This window comes from Streptomyces albiaxialis, assembly GCF_039530985.1.
GTDB lineage: Bacteria > Actinomycetota > Actinomycetes > Streptomycetales > Streptomycetaceae > Streptomyces > Streptomyces albiaxialis.
The window spans coordinates 247,504-269,114 of the sequence record NZ_BAAAPE010000022.1 but is presented as its reverse complement, the minus strand read 5'-3'; the positions used below and the strand labels follow the sequence as shown (position 1 = coordinate 269,114).

Annotated in this window: 15 protein-coding genes; 3 read left to right on the top strand and 12 right to left on the bottom strand. The window is 72.8% G+C overall.

Annotated features, from left to right (window positions below; all coding sequences use genetic code 11):
• Positions 1-132 precede the first annotated feature (132 nt).
• Both ABD343_RS36150 and ABD343_RS36145 read right to left on the bottom strand, forming a co-directional pair.
• Entirely contained in the window at positions 133-831 is a 699-nt protein-coding gene (locus ABD343_RS36150; RefSeq protein WP_344534454.1) for a response regulator, read from the bottom strand.
• Entirely contained in the window at positions 828-2,471 is a 1,644-nt protein-coding gene (locus ABD343_RS36145; RefSeq protein ID WP_344534452.1) for a sensor histidine kinase, read from the bottom strand. Before ABD343_RS36145 ends, ABD343_RS36150 begins: the two co-directional genes overlap by 4 nt.
• A 114-nt stretch (positions 2,472-2,585) precedes the next feature.
• On the opposite strand from ABD343_RS36145, the gene ABD343_RS36140 reads away from it, so the two are divergent.
• Positions 2,586-4,031: a cation:dicarboxylate symporter family transporter gene (locus ABD343_RS36140; protein ID WP_344534450.1), complete on the top strand. Its 1,446-nt coding sequence runs from the start codon at positions 2,586-2,588 to the stop codon at positions 4,029-4,031.
• Between the two features lie 46 nt (positions 4,032-4,077).
• Here the strand turns inward: ABD343_RS36140 and ABD343_RS36135 are convergent, their stop codons facing one another.
• Together ABD343_RS36135 and ABD343_RS36130 are read right to left on the bottom strand one after the other, a co-directional pair.
• On the bottom strand, positions 4,078-4,914 hold the full coding sequence (locus ABD343_RS36135) for a DUF6000 family protein (RefSeq protein ID WP_344534449.1): 837 nt from the start codon (positions 4,912-4,914) through the stop codon (positions 4,078-4,080).
• A gap of 46 nt (positions 4,915-4,960) precedes the next feature.
• Positions 4,961-5,749, bottom strand: a complete 789-nt coding sequence (locus ABD343_RS36130) for a VOC family protein (RefSeq protein ID WP_344534447.1) — start codon at positions 5,747-5,749, stop codon at positions 4,961-4,963.
• 131 nt (positions 5,750-5,880) lie between these two features.
• Here ABD343_RS36130 and ABD343_RS36125 point away from each other — a divergent pair, with 131 nt between their 5' ends.
• Positions 5,881-6,963, top strand: coding sequence for a MerR family transcriptional regulator (locus tag ABD343_RS36125; protein WP_344534445.1), 1,083 nt, complete (start codon positions 5,881-5,883; stop codon positions 6,961-6,963).
• Here the strand turns inward: ABD343_RS36125 and ABD343_RS36120 are convergent.
• From ABD343_RS36120 to ABD343_RS36085, 8 genes are all read right to left on the bottom strand, one after another.
• Positions 6,950-9,136, bottom strand: coding sequence for a protein kinase domain-containing protein (locus ABD343_RS36120; RefSeq protein WP_344534443.1), 2,187 nt, complete (start codon positions 9,134-9,136; stop codon positions 6,950-6,952). The two genes, ABD343_RS36125 and ABD343_RS36120, sit on opposite strands and share 14 nt — an antisense overlap.
• Before the next feature lie 65 nt (positions 9,137-9,201).
• On the bottom strand, positions 9,202-9,585 hold the full coding sequence (locus ABD343_RS36115; RefSeq protein ID WP_344534441.1) for a hypothetical protein: 384 nt from the start codon (positions 9,583-9,585) through the stop codon (positions 9,202-9,204).
• Between the two features lie 13 nt (positions 9,586-9,598).
• Positions 9,599-9,739 (bottom strand): hypothetical protein, encoded by a 141-nt coding sequence (locus ABD343_RS36110; protein ID WP_344534439.1) that lies wholly within the window; start codon positions 9,737-9,739, stop codon positions 9,599-9,601.
• Positions 9,740-9,851: 112 nt separating this feature from the next.
• Entirely contained in the window at positions 9,852-12,056 is a 2,205-nt protein-coding gene (gene glgB / locus ABD343_RS36105; RefSeq protein ID WP_344534505.1) for a 1,4-alpha-glucan branching enzyme, read from the bottom strand.
• A gap of 167 nt (positions 12,057-12,223) precedes the next feature.
• A complete protein-coding gene (locus ABD343_RS36100) occupies positions 12,224-13,783 on the bottom strand; it encodes a maltokinase N-terminal cap-like domain-containing protein (protein WP_344534437.1) in 1,560 nt (519 codons plus the stop codon).
• Positions 13,784-14,024: 241 nt separating this feature from the next.
• On the bottom strand, positions 14,025-15,737 hold the full coding sequence (gene treS / locus ABD343_RS36095) for a maltose alpha-D-glucosyltransferase (protein WP_344534435.1): 1,713 nt from the start codon (positions 15,735-15,737) through the stop codon (positions 14,025-14,027).
• Positions 15,724-17,772, bottom strand: coding sequence for an alpha-1,4-glucan--maltose-1-phosphate maltosyltransferase (locus ABD343_RS36090; protein ID WP_344534433.1), 2,049 nt, complete (start codon positions 17,770-17,772; stop codon positions 15,724-15,726). The genes treS and ABD343_RS36090 overlap by 14 nt, the downstream gene beginning before the upstream one ends.
• Before the next feature lie 280 nt (positions 17,773-18,052).
• Positions 18,053-18,862, bottom strand: a complete 810-nt coding sequence (locus ABD343_RS36085) for a pectate lyase (protein WP_344534432.1) — start codon at positions 18,860-18,862, stop codon at positions 18,053-18,055.
• Positions 18,863-19,004: 142 nt separating this feature from the next.
• On the opposite strand from ABD343_RS36085, the gene glgP reads away from it, so the two are divergent.
• Positions 19,005-21,599 carry an alpha-glucan family phosphorylase gene (gene glgP, locus ABD343_RS36080; RefSeq protein WP_344534430.1) on the top strand — a complete coding sequence of 865 codons (2,595 nt, stop codon included), beginning with the start codon at positions 19,005-19,007 and terminating at the stop codon, positions 21,597-21,599.
• The last annotated feature ends 12 nt before the right edge of the window (positions 21,600-21,611 follow it).

Below are 21,611 nucleotides of genomic sequence, written 5' to 3'. Positions count from 1 at the left end.
TTCTCCGTTCCTGAGGGACGGTTGAGGTGCGAGTGGTGCCGCCGCCGCACGCTAGCGAGGGGTATTGGTATAGACAATAGGTCGGAGTGAATGTGCAGGAACCTTTACTGTCCTGCCGTCCCGGAGGGGCGCTCAGTGCCGGAGCCGCCACACGTAGCAGAACTCCGGCCGCCCCACATGCCCGTACCGCGGCCTCCGGTCCGCGCCGCCCGTCGTGACCAGGTGCTCCAGATAGCGGCGCGCGGTGATCCGGTTGACCCCGATCCGCTCGCCCGCGGCGCCCGCCGTCAGCCCCTCCTCGCCCGCCGTCCGCAGCGCCTCGGTGACCCTGCGGAGCGTGGGCGCGCTCAGCCCCTTCGGCAGCGCGGCCGGTGAGGACGGCGCCGCGCGCAGCGCCGCCAGCGCCCGGTCCACCTCGTCCTGGCTCCCCGCCTCGCCCCGCGCGTCGGCGGCCGTACGGAACTCCGCGTACTGGCGCAGCCGGTCGCTCAGCGTCCGGAACGTGAACGGCTTCAGCACGTGCTGCACGACGCCCAGCGAGAGGCCCTCCCTGATCACCGTCAGGTCCCGCGCGGAGGTCACCGCGAACGCGTCGGCCCCGTGCCCGGCCGCCCGCAGCGAGCGCAGCAGCGCGAGCCCGTGCCCGTCGGGGAGGTAGAGGTCCAGCAGGATCAGGTCGACGCCGGGGTGCTCGTCCAGCGCGCGGACGGCCTCGGCGCGGGAGTGGGCGACGGCGACCGTACGGAAGCCGGGCACGCGGTCCACGTACTGCGCGTGCGCGTCCGCGGCGACGGGGTCGTCCTCGACGACGAGGACCCGGAGCGCGGTCATCGGGCCGCCACCTCCTGCCCCTGCCGCGCCTCCTGCTCCTGTCGCGCCTTCGGTACCCGTACGGTGAACTCCGCGCCCCCGTCCGGGAGTTGCGCGGCGTCGGCGGTACCGCCGTGGCGCTGGGCCGTCTGGCGGACGAGCGCGAGGCCGAGCCCGCTGCCCTTGGTGGACCAGCCGCGCGCGAAGACGTCGGCGCCGTCGGCCGGGAGGCCGTGGCCGTTGTCGGCGACGCGGATCAGGAGCGTGCCGTCCTCCTCCTGGCGGACGGTGACCCGGACGCGGGGCGTGCCCGGGCGGGGCGGGGACGCGGCCTCCACCGCGTTGTCGATCAGATTGCCGAGCAGGGTGACGAGGTCCCGGGGCGGGAGCGGGGTGTCGTCCAGGTGGCTGTCCTCTGTGAGGGTCAGCTCCACGCCCCGCTCGTTGGCCTGCGCCGCCTTTCCGAGCAGCAGCGCCGCGAGGACGGGCTCGCTCACCGACGCGACGACGTGGTCGGTGAGTGCCTGGGCCAGCTCCAGCTCCTCCGTCGCGAAGTCCACGGCCTCCTCCGTGCGCCCCAGCTCGATCAGGGAGACGACCGTGTGGAGCCGGTTCGCGGCCTCGTGGGCCTGCGAGCGCAGGGCCTCGGCGAAGCCGCGGACCGAGTCCAGCTCGCCCGCGAGCGCCTGGATCTCGGTGTGGTCCCGCAGCGTGACGACCGTGCCGCGGTGCTCGCCGCCGTCCACGGGCGAGGTGTTGACGACCACGACGCGTTCGGCGGTCAGATGGACCTCGTCGATGCGCGGCGCGGACGAGAGCAGCGCCTCCGTGAGCGCGTCCGGCAGCCCCAGCTCCGCCACGGTCAGGCCCACGGGCTCCGTGCCGGTGAGGCCGAGCAGCTCGCGGGCCCCGTCGTTGGCCAGCGCCACCCTGCCCCGCCCGTCGAGCATGACGAGGCCCTCGCGCACGGCGTGCAGCGTCGCCTGGTGGTAGTCGTGCATACGGCTCAGCTCGGCCGCGTTCATCCCGTGCGTATGGCGGCGCAGCCGGGCGCTCGCGAGATACGTCCCGACGCCGCCCAGTGCCAGCGTCACCAGCGCGACGGCCGCGATGGCGGCGACCTGCTCCTGGACCTTCTCGCTGATCCGCTCCACCGTGATCCCCGCGCCGACCAGTCCCACGATGCGCTTGCCGTCCCGGATCGGGGCCACCGCGCGCACCGAGGGCCCGAAGGAGCCGGTGTAGGTCTCGGTGAACGTCCGCCCCTTCAGCGCCGGGCCGATGTGCCCGGAGAAGCGCTTGCCGATCAGATGGGGCCGGGGGTGGGTCCAGCGGGTCCCCTCCGGGTCCATGATCGTCACCCAGGTGACGCCCGCGCCGTGCCGGACCTGCTCGGCGTAGGGCTGCAGGCCCGCCGAAGGGTGGCTCGAGCGGATGGCCTCGCGGACGGAGGGAGAATCAGCCAGCGTCCGTACCGTCGCGGTGGTCTGGTGCCGCGCCGAGCTCTCCGCCTGGCTCCGGGCGCTCAGATACGCGAACACGGCGCACCCGGCGACGACGACCGCGACCAGCCCGACCTGCATCGCGAAGAGCTGCCCCGCCAGGCTGCGCGGCAGCAGGCGGCGGACGCGGCGAGGGGCGGTAGGGGGCGGCGCGGGCATGGAAACAGTCTGCCGTGGCTGATTTCGTGCACGTAATGCACGTAAGGGTGACGGGCGTCACGTGCTGATGCATAGTCGCCGGGACTCGTAACGAGTCGTGCCAGCGATGATGCGATGACGCATGGACGAGGAGCCGCCGACGTGTCCGGAGACGTGACCGAGCAGACGCCACCGCCAGAGCCACGGACGAAGCGGGACCGAACCCACTATCTGTACATCGCGGTCATCGCGGCCGTCGTGCTGGGTGTCGCGCTGGGCTTCGCCGCGCCCGGGGTGGCCACGGAGCTGAAGCCGCTCGGTGAGGGCTTCGTCAATCTGATCAAGATGATGATCTCGCCGATCATCTTCTGCACGATCGTGCTCGGCATCGGCTCCGTCCGGAAGGCCGCGAAGGTCGGCGCCGTCGGCGGTCTCGCGCTCGGCTACTTCCTGACGATGTCGCTCGTCGCGCTCGCCATCGGACTGGCCGTCGGCAACGTGCTGGAGCCCGGCCACGGCCTGCAGCTCACGGAGGCCGCGCGGGACGCGGGCGCCGAGCAGGCCAAGGAGGGCGGCGAGGGCATGACCGAGTTCCTGCTCGGCATGATCCCGACGACGATGGTCTCCGCCTTCACCGAGGGCGAGGTCCTCCAGACCCTGCTGATCGCGCTCCTCGTCGGCTTCGCGCTCCAGGCCATGGGCCGCGCGGGCGAGCCGGTGCTGCGCGGCATCGGGCACATCCAGAAGCTGGTCTTCCGGGTGCTGGCGATGGTGATGTGGGCGGCGCCGGTCGGCGCGTTCGGCGCGATGGCCGCCGTGGTCGGGGAGACGGGCGTGGACGCGCTCAAGTCCCTCGCCGTCATCATGATCGGCTTCTACGTCACCTGCTTCCTCTTCGTCTTCGTCGTGCTGGGCCTGATCCTGCGCGTCTTCACGGGCGTCAACCTCTTCAAGCTGCTGAAGTATCTGGGCCGGGAGTTCCTGCTGATCCTCTCCACCTCCTCGTCCGAGTCCGCGCTGCCGCGGCTCATCGCGAAGATGGAGCACCTGGGCGTCAGCAAGCCGGTCGTCGGCATCACCGTGCCGACCGGCTACTCCTTCAACCTCGACGGCACGATGATCTACCTGACCATGGCCTCGATCTTCGTCGCCGAGGCGATGGGCGACCCGCTCTCGCTGGGCCAGCAGATCTCGCTGCTCATCTTCATGTTCATCGCCTCCAAGGGCGCGGCGGGCGTCACCGGCGCCGGCCTCGCCACCCTCGCGGGCGGCCTCCAGTCCCACCGCCCCGAACTCGTCGACGGCGTCGGCCTCATCGTCGGCATCGACCGCTTCATGAGCGAGGCCCGCGCCCTCACCAACTTCGCGGGCAACGCGGTCGCGACGGTGCTCGTCGGCACCTGGACGAAGGAGATCGACAAGGACCGCGTCGGCCAGGTCCTGGCCGGGCAGCTCCCCTTCGACGAGACCACACTGGTCGCCGACGACCACGACCCCTCGGCCCAGAGCTCCGATTCCGGCTCCGGCACGGGCTCCGGCAAGGAGATCCCATCCCCGGCCTCGAACAAGGTGACGGCCTGACGCACCGGGTCCGGGACGCCCCGGACCGGACCCGGGCTCCGTCACTTCACGCGGACACATCCCCTGTCGCCCCGCTCCGCAGGGCCTCGCTGACGGTCGTGAAGAGGCGATACTCGTGGCACCCGCCGGAGGAGATGACGGTGGCCCAGGGATGCGTCGGGGACCTCAGCCGGCAGAGGACCACCTCACCGGCTCCCGCGACGGCCACCGCCAGGGGCTCCATGGCAGCCAGGGCGACAGCTCGGGCGTCGAGCGCGCGACGGGCCGACTCCGGGGTGACGACGCGCCAGGCCTCCGGGAGCACGGTGGGCCGCCAGGCGCGGAACCTCTCGGCGGGGGACTCCGCACCGGCCGGAGCCGGACGGACATGCGAGGTGATCAAGTCAGCCAGAAACGCGACGAGTTCGTCCTCCGGGGCCGGAGGAAGGTCCGGCCGGCCGGAGAGGAGGCGCAGCGCGCCGAGGGCCCAGTCGCGGGAGAAGCGGTGCTGATCGGAGTCGGGCGTGCGAGCGGCGTAGCAGCGCAGGAGGGCGGCGTCCTCTTCCGTCCCGAAGGACGCGAGGGCGAGAACGTATCCCCGCGCGTCCTTGCCGCCCCCGTGACGCGTGAGGAGCTCGCCGAGCAGCTCCCGGAACGCGGTGCGACCCCCGAGCGCCACGAGCCACGCCCCGGTCAGCCGCGCGCGCCACTCCCCGTGGAACAGGCAGACCAGCTCGTGATCGCCGATCACCGCCCCGCGCGCGGCGAGTTCCGCGGCGAGGGCGTGGGCGTCGGGGGCGGGCCGGTGCTTGAGGTTCCAGCCGTGGAGCTTCGCGTACGGGCGCCCCGGCATGACGTAGCGGCGGACCGCCGCGAGGACCTGGACGTCTTCCTGGGGCAGCACGCGCCCATCCTGCCCGGCCTCGCCCTGCCCCGACCGGGAATTCCGGTCAGGACGTCGCGCCCTTGATGACTGCGAAGGGGGCGCCGGACGGGTCGGTGAACCTGGCCAGGCGGCCTATGCCCTCCGCGTCGACGGGCGGGACGAGCGCGGTCGCCCCGGCGGCGGTGGCGGCGTCGGCCACGGCGTCGCAGTCGGCGACCTCGAAGTACGGGTGCCACTCGGACGTCGCCCCGGCGTCCACGTGCTCCTGGGGGAGCCGCATGAGCCCACCGTGCGCGGCGTCCGGGTCCGTGCCCTCGGGCCGTACGACCGTGTACGTCATGCCGGGGCCCATGTCCATGTCCTCGGCCTCCCACGCGAAGACCGCGCGGTAGAAGTCCCGGGCCGCCCCGGCGTCCGTCGTGTACAGCTCGGTCCAGGTGAGGGAGACCGGGACGCCGACGACCTCCAGCCCGCCCGTCTCGAACGGCTGCCAGACGGCGAACTCGGCGCCGGTCGGATCGGTGAACCCGGCCATCCGTCCGAAGCTGAAGACGTCCGTCGCGCCGAAGCGGACGGTGCCTCCCGCCCGCTCGACGGCGCGGGCGGTGGCGTCCGCGTCCGGCGAGTGGAAGTAGACGGTCCAGGCGGCGCCCGCGCCCTCCTCGGTGAGCGGGCCGATGCCCGCGACCATCTTGCCGTCCTGTGTGAAGAAGCCGTAACCGCCGCCCTCGGGCCCGGCGGACTGATAACCCCAGCCGAAGGCCGCGGCGTAGAAGTCGCTGCTGGCGGCGGTGTCGGGAGTGCCCAGGTCGATCCAGTTCGGAGAACCCGGCACGTATGCGGTGCTCAGCATGGTGACTCGCCTCCCGCCTCCAGCATGGCACCGCCCCGCCCGGCCGTCCTGTTGTCGGCGGTGGCCGCGTTGACCTTCACCCTGGGGGAAGGCACAGGCTCGGGCGGGTCAGGATGAGGGAGGGAGCGGGCATGGGGCTGGTGACCATCGGGACGTTCGCGCGGCTGACGCGGCTGTCGCCCAAGGCGCTGCGGCTCTATGACGAGCTGGGGCTGCTGACGCCGGCCCGCGTCGATCCGTTCTCCGGGTACCGGTACTACGACCCGGCGCAGGTCGAGCGCGCGCGGCTCGTCGCGTGGCTGCGGCGGCTGGGCATGCCGCTGGCCCGTATCCGTACGGTCTGCGAACTCGACGACGCCGGAGCCGCCGACGAGGTGCGGGCCTTCTGGGCGTCCGTCGAGTCCGAGACGGCCGCCCGCCGCGAGCTGGCCTCCTTCCTCATCGCCCACCTCGCACGAGGGGACCACCCGATGATGGGGACCACAGGGACCAACGGCACACCGCTCACGATCCGTTACGCCGCGCTCTCCGACACCGGCCGCGTCCGCGAGCGCAACCAGGACGTGGCGTACGCGGGCGACCGGCTGCTCGCCGTCGCCGACGGCTTCGGCGCCCGGGGGGAGAGCGCCAGCTCGGCCGCCGTCGCGGCCCTGCGCCGCCTGGAGACCGGGCCCCTCCCGGCCGGCGGCCTGCTCAACGCGCTGGAGGACGCCGTCCGCGCGGCCGAGGACGACGTCCGGGGCGTCGACTCGGGCGAGGAGGAGTCCGGGACGACGCTCACGGCGATGGTCTGGGACGCCGCCCGCTCGCGGCTCGCGCTCGTGCACATCGGCGACTCGCGCGCGTATCTGCTGCGCGGCGGCGGACTGTTCCGCATCACGCACGACCACACCCACGTCCAGTCCCAGGTCGACGAGGGCCGCATCACGCCGGAGGAGGCGCGTGCGCACCCCCAGCGCGCGCTGCTGGCCCGCGCCCTGGGCGCCGTCGCGACGTCCCCGCCGGACCTCAAGCTGCACGACGCGCTGCCGGGCGACCGCTATCTGCTGTGCTCGGACGGGCTGTCGGGCGTGGTCCCGGACGCCGACGTGCGCCGTACGCTCGCGGGGAGCGGGGCGCCGGCCGACGCCGTGCGCGCGCTGGTCGGCCTGTCGATCGCGGCGGGCGGCCCCGACAACGTCGCGTGCGTCGTCGCGGACGTCAGCGCCGCGTGACGGGCTGCTCCTCGCGCCACCGCTTCCCGTCGAAGCGGTCGAAGCGGAGGGGCCGGTTCTTGAGATAGCCCTCCTCCGTGAACACGAAGGTGCCGTTCGCGCCCCGGACCCGGGCCTTCTTGAGGTCGTCCGCCAGCCGGTCGCTCAGGAACGCCGGGGCCGGGGTCCCGCTCTGCCGCCCGAGCACCGTGGCCAGGGCGTGCGCGGCGTCGAGCGCGTTGCGCCGGGCCGCGCCGCGGCCGGGCTCCACGTCGCGGTAGCGGTACTGCTCCACGCCGCGCGCGCTCCCGCCCCGGGGCCGCCCGTCCGCCCCGGCTCCGTTGTCGCAGGGAGCGGCGTACGGGGTGACGACGCGGCCCCGGAACCCGGCCTTCCGCAGCTCCCGTGCCGTGAACGGGCCCTCGTACGGATCCCCCGGCAGCACGAGCGTGTCGGCCTTCGTCTTCCGGAGCCTCTCGGCGACGTCCTTCCGCCGCTCCTGGCTCATGTCCCCGGTCATGCGGTGCTCGAAGACCCTGCGTCCGTCCCCGGAGAGGGCCTCGCGGAGGCGGTCGCGGAAGTCCGTGTCGTAGCCGCCGCCCGAGACGACCAGCACCGAACGGACGCCGGAGTCGCTCCGCAGCCGGGCCGCGAGCCGGTCCGCGGTTGCGGTCGGGGAGACGCGCAGGGGGAAGGCCTTGTCCGTGGCGGGGTCCATGTCGCCGTCTCCGCCGGGATCGGGGCAGGAGTTGACCGTGACGGGCAGCGACCCGTCCCCCGAGCCGTACTCCCGCACGTCGTCGCCGGGCACGCCCGGCGAGAGGTCGGTCTCGCCGATGACGGCCACGACGTGGGGGAGCTTCCTGACCTCGTCGTCCAGTTCGAGGGTGGTGCTGTCCACGGGGGTGACCTCGACGGTGCCGTCCAGCCCGGACGCCTTCACGCCCTTCCGGACCACCTTCTCGACGGCCGCGTCGTCGGCGCCGTGGTTGTCGGCGGGGCGGGCGTAGACGACGGTCCAGTCGGGGTCGGGCGGTTCCTCCTCCGCGGCCATCAGCGTCACCCCCGTGCCGCCCAGCACCAGCAGCGCGGCGGCACCCGCGAGCACGGCACGGCGGGACGGCCTGCGGCGCCGCTCCGGGGGGTGGATGACGGTGGTGATCCGCGGGGGCGCGGGAGCGGGTACTGGCGCGGGGGTGGGTGTGGGCGCGGGGCGCGGCGGCGGGGCGTCCTCGGGCCCGGACTCCCGCTCCGATTCCCGTACGGGCTCCGATTCCCGTACGGGCTCCGGCTCCCGTACGGGTTCCGCCTCCGGTTCGGGCTCCTGCACCGGCTCCGGCGCGTTCTCCGCCCGCCCCTCCCGTACCGCCTCCAGCCGCGCCGCCGCCTCCTCCGCGTCCGCGGGGCGGTCGTCCGGGGACTTGGCCATCAGGTCCAGGACGAGCCGGTCCACGTCGGGCGTCAGCCCGTCGCGGGCGCGGCTCGGGCGGAGCGGCACGTCGTTGAGGTGGTTGAACATCACGCCCGCCGCGGGGCCCACGAACGGCGGTCGGCCCACGAGGAGTTCGTAGAGCACGCAGCCCAGCGCGTACAGGTCGGCGCGCCCGTCGCCCGGCTCCATGCGGAACCGCTCCGGCGCCATGTACAGGACGCTGCCGAGCGGCATGTGGCCCGTGCGCGTCAGCTTCGACTCGGCCTCGACGGCCTCCTGGAAGCGCGCGATGCCGAAGTCGAGGACGACGGCCGTACCGTCGGGCCGTACGACGACGTTGGCGGGCTTGATGTCGCGGTGCACGACGCCCGCCGCGTGCGCGGTGGCCAGGGCCCGGCAGATCTGGGCGCTCCAGCCGAGCGCGTCGCGGACGGGGACGCGCCCCTCGTCCCGCAGCACCCGCTCCAGCGAACGGCCCTCGACCAGCTCCATCACCAGGTACGGGACGCCGTCGTCGGCGCCGTGGTCGTGGACGGTCGCGATGTGCGGGCTGTCGAGCGCGGCGGCGGCGCGGGCCTCGCGGCGGAAGCGGCCGAGGAGTTCGGTCCGCTCCTCCGGCTGCACGTCGGCGGGCGGCGAGAAGAGCTTGACGGCGACCTCGCGCCCCAGGTCCCGGTCGCGGGCCCGCCAGACCTCGCCCATGCCGCCCGCGCCGAGCTTCTCCGCCAGCTCGTAACGCCCGCTCAGTACGCGCCCCCGCAACGCCGCACACCCCCGACTCGAACTCCCTTGCGGGGGCCGAGGCTAGCAGCAGGCGAAACCGGAGGTCAGCAGCCGTCGTACCCGGCGGTCGGGAGGGAGAGGCGGCGGTGCACGGCGGCCTTCATCTCCGCCGTGTACGCGGGCTCGGGGCACTCGACGGTGATCAGCCTGATGCCGCGCGAGGCGCAGTGCTCGGCGAAGTCGGACGCCGACTCCAGCGCCGCGTCCAGGATCCGGGGCCCGGCGCACAGGAAGGCCTCGGCGCCCGCCTCCACGTCCTGCCAGAGGGCGGGAGTGGTGACGGGCGCGTTGTTGGTCTCGACGGTGGCGGCGATCGCGTAGCCGTTCCGCTCGGCCCAGTCGCGGCACGCGGCGTACTGGCGGCGGGTGTCCACCAGGAACGGGCTGTCCTCCAGCTCGGACAGCGGGACGAGCGACGCCAGCACCACCGCGCGGCGCCGCTCAGGCGGGTGAGGAGTAGCCGCAGGCATAGCAGATCTTCCAGCCGTCGTCGTTCGTGGTCAGGGTGTCCCCACCGCACCCCGGGCACAGGGCACGGCAGATGACCTGGCGGTACAGACGGGTCCGCGTACGGTCGCGCATGCGTGCTGCCTCCAGCTCTCGTCCACGCCGGCCCCGTCGTGGTGCAGTACACCGCTGTTCGGGGGGCCGTGGCAAGCGGGAGGACCGATTCCGGCTCCCGGCCGCGAGGCGGTCAGCAGGGCGTCAGCCAGACCGTGGCCAGCGGCGGCAGCGTCGGGGCCAGCGAGTGCGGGCGGCCGTGGGCGGGGACCGGCTCGGCCTTGAGCGCCTCGGGGTTGTGCACGCCCCCGCCGCCGTACCGCTCCTCGTCGGTGTTGAGGACCTCGCGCCAGGACGTCCACTCGGCGGGCACGCCCAGCCGGTACTCCTCGCGGACCACCGGCGAGAAGTTGCTGACCGAGAGCAGCGGGGAGCCGTCGGCGGCGAAGCGGAGGAACGCGAGGGTGTTGTCGTCGCTCGCGTCGCCCGCGACCCAGGCGAAGCCCTCGGGCCGGGTGTCCTGGTCCCACAGCGCGGGCCGCGCGCGGTACCCGGCGTTGAGATCCCGCACCAGGTCCCGTACGCCCCGGTGGTCGGCCTCCGCGGAGTACGAGGGGTCGAGCAGCCACCAGTCGGGCCCGTGGCCCTCGGCCCACTCGGCGCCCTGGGCGAACTCCTGGCCCATGAAGAGGAGCTGCTTGCCCGGGTGGGCCCACATGAAGCCCAGGTACGCGCGGTGGTTGGCGCGGCGCTGCCACCAGTCGCCGGGCATCTTGCTCACGAGGGAGCGCTTGCCGTGCACGACCTCGTCGTGCGAGATGGGCAGCACGTAGTTCTCCGAGTAGGCGTAGACCATGGAGAACGTCATGTCGCCGTGGTGGAACTTGCGGTGCACCGGCTCCTTCGTCATGTACGTCAGCGAGTCGTGCATCCAGCCCATGTTCCACTTGAAGCCGAAGCCGAGCCCGCCGAAGCCGCCCTCGCCGACGTGGTGGGTGGCGCGGGTGACGCCGTCCCAGGCGGTGGACTCCTCGGCCACCGTGATCACGCCGGGGCAGCGGCGGTAGACGGTGGCGTTCATCTCCTGGAGGAAGGCGACCGCGTCGAGGTTCTCCCGCCCGCCGTGCTCGTTCGGCGTCCACTCGCCCTCCTCGCGCGAGTAGTCGAGGTAGAGCATCGAGGCGACGGCGTCGACGCGGAGGCCGTCGATGTGGAACTCCTCGCACCAGTACACGGCGTTCGCCACGAGGAAGTTGCGCACCTCGCGCCGCCCGAAGTCGAATTCGAGCGTGCCCCAGTCGGGGTGCTCGGCCCGCGCCGGGTCGGCGTGCTCGTACAGCGGCGTGCCGTCGAAGGCGGCCAGCGCCCAGTCGTCCTTGGGGAAGTGCGCGGGCACCCAGTCCATCAGCACCCCGATCCCGGCCCGGTGCAGCGCGTCGACCAGGAACTTGAAGTCGTCGGGCCCGCCGAGCCGCGCGGTCGGCGCGTAGAACCCGGTGACCTGGTAGCCCCACGAGCCGCCGAACGGATGCTCGGCCACCGGCATCAGCTCGACGTGCGTGAAGCCGAGGTCCGTCACATACGCGGGGAGCTGCTCGGCGAGTTCCCGGTAGCTCAGTCCGGGGCGCCAGGACGGCAGGTGCACCTCGTACACGGAGAGCGGCTCGCTGTGCGGCGCGGCCTGGGCGCGGCGGGCCGTCCACTCCTGGTCGCTCCACACGTGGTGCGAGGTGTGGACGACGGAGGCGCTGGCGGGCGGGCACTCGGCGGCGCGGGCCATCGGGTCGGCGCGCAGCGTGTGGCTGCCGTCGGGCCGCGCGACGTCGAACTTGTAGAGCGCGCCCTCCTCGACACCGGGCAGGAACACCTCCCACACCCCGGACGAGCCCAGCGAGCGCATGGGGCAGGCCGTCGCGTCCCAGTAGTTGAAGGACCCGGCGACGCGCACGCCGCGCGCGTTGGGCGCCCACACGGTGAAGCGGGTGCCCGCCACGCCCTCGTGCGTCATGGGGTGCGCGCCGAGGGCGCGCCAGAGCTGCTCGTGCCGGCCCTCGGTGATCAGGTGCAGGTCGAGGTCGCCGAGCGCGGGCAGGAAGCGGTACGGGTCGGCGGTGCGCACGTCGTCGGTGCCGGGCTCGTCGCCGTAGCGGACCAGCAGCTCGTAGCCGGGGATCGCGTTGAGCGGCAGCACCGCGGCGAAGAAGCCGTCCTCCTCGTCGTACAGCTCGGCACGCAGGCCCTTGCCGACGACGGTGACGCCCTTCGCGTACGGCCGCAGCGTGCGGAAGAGGACGCCACCGCGCACCGGGTGGGCGCCGAGGAGGGCGTGCGGGTCGTGGTGGGTGCCGGTCAGGAGCCGCTCGCGGTCCCCGCCGGGCAGCTCGGGGGCGGGCCGCACGCCGCGCCGGGCCTCCCGCTCCGCCGCCCGCGCCGGGCCCGCCTGTTCCCGCCGGGGGGCGGGGGTGTGGCGCCGGGTGGCGGCGGGGGCGTCCGGCTCACGGAGGAACGTGGCGGGGATCTGGGGAGCCGAGGGCCGGTCGGGTGTCACGGGAGGGGGCCTCCTGATCAGGAAGAGGGGGAACGTTTCTCGTCGGCGAGCCTGCGGATCGCCGACAGCGGGATGGACAGCCAGGACGGCCGGTTACGGGCCTCGTACAGCACCTCGTAGACGGCCTTGTCCGTCTCGTACGCGCGCAGCAGCACCGCGTCGTCGCGGGGGTCGGAGCCGCACGCGTCCGCGTAACCGGCGCAGTACGCGGCCCGGTTGGCGGCGGCCCACCTCTGGGACCACGCGTCACCGGGGCCCGCGGGGCACTGGCAGGCGGCGTAGTCGAAGGAGCGCAGCATGCCCGCGATGTCGCGGACGACGGGCTGGTCGGCGCGGCGCTCGGCGAGCGGCCGCGCGGGCTCGCCCTCGAAGTCGATCAGCGTCCAGCGGCCGTCGGCCCCGTCGTGGTGCGCGTCGAGGGCCGCGTCCCCGGAACCCTCGGGAGCCCCTGAGCCCTCGCTGGCCCTGGGACCCCCGGGCTCCTCGGCGGCGGGCGCGTCCGCGGTGTGCAGTGCCTGGCCGAGGTGCAGGTCGCCGTGGACGCGCTGCGCGTGGCAGCCCCCGCCGTCCCGTCCGCGCTCGGCCAGCTCGCGGAACGCGTCGAGCAGCGCCGGGCGGTACGGGCGCAGCGCGGGCACCGCGGCGCTCGCGGAGTCGAGGCGCGCCGCCATCCCGGCGGCCAGGTGTTCGAGCTGCTCGCCGCCGAGCACGGAGGTCGGCAGGGCCCGCGCGAGGCCCGTGTGCGCCTCGGCGGTCGTACGGCCGAGCGCGGAGGCCGCGCCGGTGAAGTCGCGGCGCGCGGCGAGGGCCCGCAGCGCGAGCTGCCAGCCGTCGGCGGCGCCCGGCAGGAACGGCTGGAGCACACCGAGGGTGACCGGGTCGGGGGAGGGGCCGCGCGTCACGGCCTCGAACCACGCGGTGGGCGCGGGCACGGCCGTACGCCCCTGGCGGGCGAGCGCGAGGGGCAGCTCCAGGTCGGGGTTGACGCCGGGGCCGACGCGGCGGAAGAGCTTGAGGATGTACGCGCTGCCGTAGATCACCGAGGAGTTGGACTGCTCGGCGGTGAGCGGCCGGGGCCGCAGGCCCGAGGGGATGACGGCCTCGGGGTCGCGGGAGAAGCGCAGCGGGCCGAGCCGCCCGGGGGCGCGCAGGCGTTCGAGGAGCAGCCCGGTGAGCCGGGGGTCGTGCAGCGCCTCGTAGACGGCGCGGCCCCGCAGCGGCCCGGTCGAGGGGCGGCCGAGCAGCGAGGGGGCCAGCTCCGGCGGCAGCGCCTCGCGGACGCCGAGCAGCAACTGGTAGCAGTCGTCGCCGGTGCCGGGCGCGGCGGACTGCCGGGCCCGGACCAGGAGATGGAGCAGGCCCGGCGTCGCGCCGCCCGCGCCGCACGGCAGCAGCTCCACGGCCGAGACCGGGGAGAAGCCGGTGAGCGGCCGACCCTTGCCCGCGAACCACCGCTGCCGCGGCAGCCATTCGGCCAGCAGCGGCGAGAGCGAGCGGAGCAGGGCCGTGCCGCCGTGTCCGTCGTACGCGGCGGCGGCCGAGGGCACGGCCGCGAGGGGCAAGGAGCTGTCCGACATGGCGTCCTTTCCCCGGGCACACGAAAGGTACGCAGAGTGTCCCGGATTGCGGCATGGGATGTCCGGGTGTGCGAGCAGTGTCGTGCGGATTCACTCGTGTCGTCTTACGGGAGTGCTGGGGCCGGGGCGCCACTCGCCGTGCTCTGCGGGCCGCGGGATCGCTGTGGCCGGACGCGAATGTCCCGCGCCCCTTCGAGGGGCACCCCGACGAGACCGTCAGGGGTACCCCCTGTCCGGCCCGTCAACCTTGGCGGCGCAGCCGGAACCAGTAGAACCCGTGACCGGCGAGAGTGAGAAGGTACGGCAATTCGCCGATCGGGGGAAAGCGTACGCCGCCGATCAATTCGACGGGAACGCGCCCTTCCCACGCGCGGAGATCCAGCTCGGTGGGCTGCGGGAACCGCGAGAAGTTGTTCACGCACATCACCAGGTCGTCACCGCCCTCGGGGAGCCTGACCTCGCGGAGAAAGGCCAGAACGGCGGGGTTCGACGAGGACAGCTCCTCGTAGGTGCCGAGGCCGAAGGCCGGATTCTGCTTACGGATCTCGATCATCCGGCGGGTCCAGTGCAGCAGCGAACTCGGCGAACTCATGGCCGCCTCGACGTTCGTCACCTGGTATCCGTGGACCGGGTCCATGATGGTCGGCAGGAAGAGCCGTCCCGGGTCGCAGGAGGAGAAGCCCGCGTTGCGGTCCGGGGTCCACTGCATGGGGGTGCGCACGGCGTCCCGGTCGCCGAGCCAGATGTTGTCGCCCATGCCGATCTCGTCGCCGTAGTAGAGGATCGGCGAGCCCGGCAGGGCGAAGAGCAGGGCTGTGAACAGCTCGATCTGCTTGCGGTCGTTGTCGAGCAGCGGGGCGAGCCGGCGGCGGATGCCGATGTTGGCGCGCATGCGCGGGTCCTTGGCGTACTCCGCGTACATGTAGTCGCGCTCCTCGTCGGTGACCATTTCCAGGGTCAGCTCGTCGTGGTTGCGCAGGAAGATTCCCCACTGGCAGCCGGAGGGGATCTCCGGGGTCTTCGCGAGGATTTCCGAGACCGGATAGCGGGACTCGCGGCGCACCGCCATGAAGATCCGCGGCATCACCGGGAAGTGGAACGCCATGTGGCACTCGTCGCCGCCCTTCTCGAAGGACCCGAAGTAGTCGACGACGTCTTCCGGCCACTGATTCGCCTCGGCGAGCAGCACGGTGTCCGGGTAACTCGCGTCGATCTCCGCGCGCACCCGCTTGAGGAATTCATGGGAGCGCGGCAGGTTCTCGCAGTTGGTGCCCTCTTCCGCGTACAGATAGGGGACCGCGTCGAGCCGGAATCCGTCGATGCCGAGGTCCAGCCAGAAACGCAGAGCGGAAATCATCTCGTCCTGGACGACCGGGTTCTCGTAGTTGAGATCCGGCTGGTGCGAGAAGAAGCGGTGCCAGTAGTACTGCTTGCGTACGGGGTCGAACGTCCAGTTGGACACCTCGGTGTCCACGAAGATGATGCGCGCGTCCTGGTACTGCTTGTCGTCGTCGGCCCATACGTAGTAGTCGCCGTACGGTCCTTCCGGGTCCTTCCTGGACTCCTGGAACCACGGGTGCTGGTCGCTGGTGTGGTTCATGACGAAGTCGATGATGACCCGCATGCCGCGCTGGTGGGCCGCGTCGACGAACTCCACGAAGTCGGCGATGTCGCCGAACTCGGGGAGCACGGACGTGTAGTCCGAGACGTCGTAACCGCCGTCCTTCAGGGGCGACTTGAAGAACGGCGGCAGCCACAGGCAGTCGACGCCCAGCCACTGGAGATAGTCCAGCTTCGCGGTGAGCCCTTTGAGGTCTCCGATGCCGTCGCCGTCGCTGTCCTGGAAGGAGCGCACCAGCACCTCGTAGAAGACGGCGCGCTTGAACCACTCCGGGTCGCGGTCCCTGGCAGGGGTGTCCTCGAAGGTGTCGGGGACGGGCTCATTGACGATCATGTGTGGGTGACCCTCCGGTCGGTGAGGACGGTCGCAGGGTGAGGATGTGGGCCGGTGCGGGGGAGTCACCTCCCGGCTCCAGGCGCACATAGTTGTCCCTGCCCCAGTGGTAGGTCTCGCCGGTGAGCTCGTCGCGCACCGGGAAGGACTCCGCACCGCTCATCTGAGCGGCACTCAGTCCGGATGCTTCGAATTGCGACATGTCCAACGACACCGTCGCCTCGTGGGTGTGGTGGGGGTCGAGGTTGACCACGATGAGCACCGTGTCGGCGTAGGGCTCCACGCAGTGCTTCGAGTACGCGAGCACGTTCTCGTTGTCCGTGGGGTGGAACCGCAGGTCGCGGAGTTGCTGGAGCGCGGGACGGTGGCGGCGCAGCCGGTTGAGCGCGGTGATCAGCGGGGTGATCGAGCGGCCCTCGCGGTCGGCCGCCGTCCAGTCCCGGGGCCGCAGTTGGTACTTCTCCGAGGACAGGTACTCCTCGCTGCCCGGACGCAGCGCGGTGTTCTCGCACAGTTCGAAACCGGCGTACATGCCCCACGAGGGGGACAGCGTCGCCGCGAGCACGGCCCGGACCTCGAACGCGGGACGGCCGCCCTCCTGGAGGTAGGCGTGCAGGATGTCCGGGGTGTTCACGAAGAAGTTCGGCCGCATGTAGGCGGCGGCCTCGCCGGACAGCTCGGTGAGGTACTCCGTCAGCTCGTGCTTGGTGTTCCGCCAGGTGAAATACGTGTACGACTGCTGGAAGCCGATCTTCGCGAGCGTGTGCATCATCGCCGGACGCGTGAACGCCTCCGCCAGGAACACCACGTCCGGGTCCGTCCGGTTGATGTCCGCGAGGACCTTCTCCCAGAACGCCACGGGCTTGGTGTGCGGATTGTCGACCCGGAAGATCCGTACCCCGTGCGCCATCCAGAAGCGCAGCACGCGCAGCGTCTCCCGGACGAGGCCCGCGTACGCCGAGGGGTCGTTGTCGAAGGAGACGGGATAGATGTCCTGGTACTTCTTCGGCGGGTTCTCCGCGTAGGCGATCGTGCCGTCGGCGCGCTTGGCGAACCACTCCGGGTGCTCCTTGACCCACGGGTGGTCCGGCGAGCACTGGAGCGCGAAGTCGAGCGCGACCTCCATCCGCAGCTCGCCGGCCCGCTCCACGAAGTGGTCGAAGTCCTCCATCGTGCCCAGGTCCGGGTGGAGCGCGTCGTGCCCGCCCTCCGCCGAGCCGATCGCCCAGGGCGAGCCGACGTCCTCGGCCGAGGCCGACAGCGCGTTGTCCGGGCCCTTGCGGTACGCCTCGCCGATCGGGTGCACGGGCGGCAGATAGACCACGTCGAAGCCCATCGCGGCCACCGCGTCCAGCCGCTCGGCCGCCGTCCGCAGCGTCCCGCTCACCGGCGGCCCGATCTCCGGCACGACCGCGCCCTCCGAGCGCGGGAACAGCTCGTACCAGGAGCCGAACAGCGCGCGGCGGCGCTCGACTTGGAGCGTCAGCGGGCGCGAGGACGTGATCATCTCGCGCAGCGGATAGCGGTCGAGCACCGCCGTGACCTCGGGGGCGAGCGCCGCCGCGAGCCGCGCCGCGCCCGTGCGCCCGGTGTCGCGCAGCGCGTCCACGGCCTCCAGCACGGCGGTGCGCCCGTCCCGCTTGGGCACCTGTGCGGCGGCGCGCTCGTGCAGCAGCGCGCCCTCCTCCAGGGTGAGTTCGGTGTCGATGCCCGCCGGGATCTTGATCTTCGCGTGGCGCCGCCAGGTGCCGACCGGGTCGCCCCACGCCTCGACGGCGTACGTCCACCGCCCCTCGGCGTCCGGGGTGACCTCGGCGCCCCAGCGGTCGGTGCCCGGCGCGAGTTCGCGCATCGGTGTCCAGGGCCCGGCGCGACCGGCGGGGCCGCGCAGCACCACGTTCGCCCCGACGTCGTCGTGGCCTTCGCGGAAGACGGTGGCCGAGACCTGGAAGGTCTCGCCGGGCACGGCTTTTGCGGGACGGCTTCCGCACTCCACGACGGGGCGGACGTCGAGCACGGGAATGCGACCAATCATCGGCTCACCTGGGGTCATAAGGGGAGATAACGGGCTCGCCCTACTTTGTATCCGCTCGGCGGACACCTTCCGTGCTGCGGGCATGACGGCTCCTGTCCGCGTTCACTCGGGTGGGGGTTCCGTCGTACTCGTGAGGCACCGCGTCGGGGGCGGTGTTCTCGACCGTACGGAATGGCGGCCGTCCCGCAAGGGCGCGGCGGGAGTCCGGTGGAACGGCGCGGGCGGTCGCGCTGCCCGAGGGCACCGCGACCGCCCGAAACCTCACGGGGGTTGTCTCCCGCTACTCGTAGGAAATGTCGCCCTCCTTGTAGAGACAGGTCTTGCCGTCCGGGCCCTTGCCGGTCTCCTCCGGCTCGTCGCCCGAGTCGTTGCCCTGGTAGCGGACGCAGGGCTCGATCTTCCTGTCCTCGTCGCCGAGTATCCGGATGCCGCTGAGCCTCGCCGTGTCGCCGTAGTTCTCGTTGACGCCGACGAGCGCCTTGCCGGGGGCCTTGACCTCGATGTCCTTCAGCTCGACGTGCCGGTCGGTCTGCTCGGAGCAGTTGCCGCAGGAGCGCACGAGCTTGCCGAAGTCCTCCACGGCGAAGCCGCTGACCTTGAGCGTGCCGCCGCCGTTGAACTGGAGGACCTTGTCGTCGGCCTTGCGGGCGCCGCCGCCCATCACCTCGTACGTGGAGCCCTCGCCGCCCTTGAAGGAGGCCGCGTCCTCGCCGACGTCCTCCCACCACACGTTCTCCAGCGTGCAGGAGCCCATGCAGTGGATGCCGTCGGCGGCCGGGGAGCCGAGGACGACGTTCTTGAGCGTGGCGCCGTCCGCCAGTTCGAAGATCGGGTCCTTGCCCTCGCCCTGGTCGCCGCCGCCGAGGTCGCCCTCGCCGATGTAACGGGTCATCTTCCCGTCGACGACGCCGCTGATCTCCTGCGTCTCGCTGACCTTCCTGTCACCGCTGGGAGTCGGCCATTCCGCGGCCGAGGCGGTGGACATCAGCGAGGTCGTGGTGAGCGCGCCCGCCACCAGGAGACCGGCGCCGAGACCGCCGACGACCGTTCTGCGTCTGGTCAGGAACTTCTTGCGGTGAGTGCTGCCCATGGTCTCTTCCCGTCGTGTGGGGGGATGGTGTTCTTCCGGTCCGGCCGGGGCCCGTCCGGTGCGCGGCCGGGTTCTTTCGCGGGGGAGTCGCCACGGCGCGTGGAAAGGTTGCCGACTCCCCGCGGACGGTTACTGTCGAACCGTGAAGGCCATCCGCCGGTTCTCCGTGCGCCCCGTCCTCCCCGAACCGCTCCGCCCGCTCAGCGACCTGGCCAGAAATCTGCGCTGGTCCTGGCACCCCGAGACGCGCGAGCTGTTCCGCTCCCTCGACCCGGAGGCATGGCGTGCCTCGGCCGGGAACCCCGTACGGCTGCTGAGCGCCGTGCCCGCCGAGCGGCTCGCCGAGCTGGCGGAGGACCGGGGCTTCCTGCGCCGCCTCGCGGTGGCCGCCGGGGACCTCGCGGACTACGTGAGCGAGCCCCGCTGGTACCAGCGTGCGGACGGCGTCCTGCCCTCCGGCGTGGCCTACTTCTCGCCCGAGTTCGGGATCACCGGCGCCCTGCCGCAGTACTCGGGCGGGCTCGGCATCCTCGCCGGGGACCACCTCAAGACCGCCAGCGACCTGGGCGTCCCGCTCATCGGCGTCGGACTTCTCTACCGGCACGGCTACTTCCGCCAGTCCCTCACCCACGACGGCTGGCAGCAGGAGCACTACCCCGTCTTCGACCCCAACGAGCAGCCGCTCCAGATCCTCCGCGAGCCCGGGGACGGCGCGCCCGTCCGCGTCGAGCTGCGGCTCCCCGGCGGGCGCGTGCTGCGCGCGTTCGTCTGGAAGGCCTGCGTCGGGCGCGTCCCGCTGCTCCTGCTCGACTCGGACGTCGAGGAGAACGCCCCCGGCGAACGCGACGTCACCGACCGGCTCTACGGGGGCGGCAGCGAGCACCGTCTCCTCCAGGAGATGCTGCTCGGCATCGGCGGCGTCCGCGCCGTACGGGCGTACTGCCGCGTCAGCGGCCACCCCGAGCCCGAGGTCTTCCACACCAACGAGGGCCACGCGGGCTTCCTCGGCCTGGAGCGCATCCGCGAACTGGGCGAGGGCGGACCGGACGGGACCCGGCTCGGCTTCGACGCCGCGCTGGAGAAGGTGCGCGCCGGCACCGTCTTCACCACCCACACCCCCGTCCCCGCGGGCATCGACCGCTTCGACCGCGAGCTGGTCGCCCGGCACTTCGGGGACGACGGCGAGCTGCCCGGCATCGCCGTCGAGGACGTGCTGCGGCTCGGCATGGAGAGCTACGCGGGCGGCGAGCCCAACGTCTTCAACATGGCCGTGATGGGCCTGCGCCTCGCCCAGCGCGCCAACGGCGTGAGCACCCTGCACGGCCAGGTCAGCCGCGAGATGTTCGCCCCGCTGTGGCCCGGCTTCGACTCCTCCGAGGTGCCGATCGGCTCGCTCACCAACGGCGTGCACGCCCCGACCTGGACCGCGCCCGCCGTCCCCGCCGACGCGCGCGACCTCAAGGACGCCGAGCTGTGGGAGCTGCGCAGGAGCCTGCGCGAACGCCTCGTCCAGGAGGTGCGGCGGCGGCTGTACGCGTCATGGCGGCAGCGCGGCGCCGCACAGGCCGAACTCGGCTGGATCGACGGCGTCTTCGACCCCGACGTGCTCACCGTCGGCTTCGCCCGCCGCGTCCCCTCCTACAAGCGGCTCACGCTGATGCTGCGCGACCGGGACCGGCTGATGGAGCAGCTGCTGCATCCGCAGCGGCCCGTGCAGATCGTCGTCGCGGGCAAGGCGCACCCGGCCGACGAGGGCGGCAAGCGGCTCGTGCAGGAGCTGGTCCGCTTCTCCGACGACCCGCGCGTGCGCCACCGGATCGTCTTCCTGCCCGACTACGGCATGGCCATGGCCCGCCATCTCTACGCGGGCTGCGACGTCTGGCTCAACAACCCCCTGCGCCCCCTGGAGGCCTGCGGCACCAGCGGCATGAAGGCCGCGCTCAACGGCTGCCTCAACCTCTCGGTGCTGGACGGCTGGTGGGACGAGTGGTTCGAGCCGGACTTCGGCTGGGCCGTGCCCAGCGCGGACGGCGCGGCGGCCGACGACACGGAGCGGCGCGACGCCATCGAGGCCGCGGCGCTCTACGAGCTGGTCGAGGACCACATCGCGCCGCAGTTCTACGAGCGGAACGGCTCGGGCGTCCCCGACCGCTGGGTCGAGATGGTGCGCCAGACCCTCACCCGGCTGGGCCCCAAAGTCCTCGCCGACCGGATGCTGCGCGAGTACGTGGAGCGGCTCTACGCCCCGGCGGCCCGTTCCCAGCGGGAGCTGACGCCCCCGGCGGCGGAGGAGCTGGCGGCGTGGAAGGCGCGGGTGCGCGCCGCGTGGCCGGGCGTGGTCATCGACCACGTCGAGACCTCCGGCGAGGCCGGGAGCGGCGAGGCGCTGGAGGTCGGTGCCTCGCTGGGGCTGCGCGTGCGCGTGGGCCTCGGCGGGCTGGGCCCGGACGATGTGGAGGTCCAGGCGGTGTCGGGCTGCGTCGACGAGTCGGACCGCATCGCGGGCCGGGGCGCCGTGCGCACCCCGCTCAAGCCGACGCGGGGCCCGGACATGGAGGGGCGCTGGCTCTACGAGGGACCGCTGGCCCTGGACCGCACCGGCGCCTTCGGCTACACGGTCCGCATCCTGCCCGCCCACCGGCTGCTGGCGGGCGGGGCGGAGATGGGGCTCCTGGTGGTTCCGTCGGAGAACGCGGCCTCGTCCTCCGACGGAACCGGCGGGCTGCTGATGCGCTAGGCGGCGCCGCGC

Excerpts from the sequence above, each read along its gene's own strand:
- ABD343_RS36150 (WP_344534454.1), bottom strand. The coding sequence starts at position 831 with ATGACCGCGCTCCGGGTCCTCGTCGTCGAGGACGACCCCGTCGCCGCG.
- ABD343_RS36110 (WP_344534439.1), bottom strand. The coding sequence starts at position 9,739 with ATGCGCGACCGTACGCGGACCCGTCTGTACCGCCAGGTCATCTGCCGT.
- ABD343_RS36140 (WP_344534450.1), top strand. The coding sequence starts at position 2,586 with ATGACGCATGGACGAGGAGCCGCCGACGTGTCCGGAGACGTGACCGAG.
- ABD343_RS36125 (WP_344534445.1), top strand. The coding sequence starts at position 5,881 with ATGGGGCTGGTGACCATCGGGACGTTCGCGCGGCTGACGCGGCTGTCG.
- ABD343_RS36145 (WP_344534452.1), bottom strand. The coding sequence starts at position 2,471 with ATGCCCGCGCCGCCCCCTACCGCCCCTCGCCGCGTCCGCCGCCTGCTG.
- ABD343_RS36090 (WP_344534433.1), bottom strand. The coding sequence starts at position 17,772 with ATGATTGGTCGCATTCCCGTGCTCGACGTCCGCCCCGTCGTGGAGTGC.
- treS (WP_344534435.1), bottom strand. The coding sequence starts at position 15,737 with ATGATCGTCAATGAGCCCGTCCCCGACACCTTCGAGGACACCCCTGCC.
- ABD343_RS36085 (WP_344534432.1), bottom strand. The coding sequence starts at position 18,862 with ATGGGCAGCACTCACCGCAAGAAGTTCCTGACCAGACGCAGAACGGTC.
- ABD343_RS36130 (WP_344534447.1), bottom strand. The coding sequence starts at position 5,749 with ATGCTGAGCACCGCATACGTGCCGGGTTCTCCGAACTGGATCGACCTG.
- ABD343_RS36100 (WP_344534437.1), bottom strand. The coding sequence starts at position 13,783 with ATGTCGGACAGCTCCTTGCCCCTCGCGGCCGTGCCCTCGGCCGCCGCC.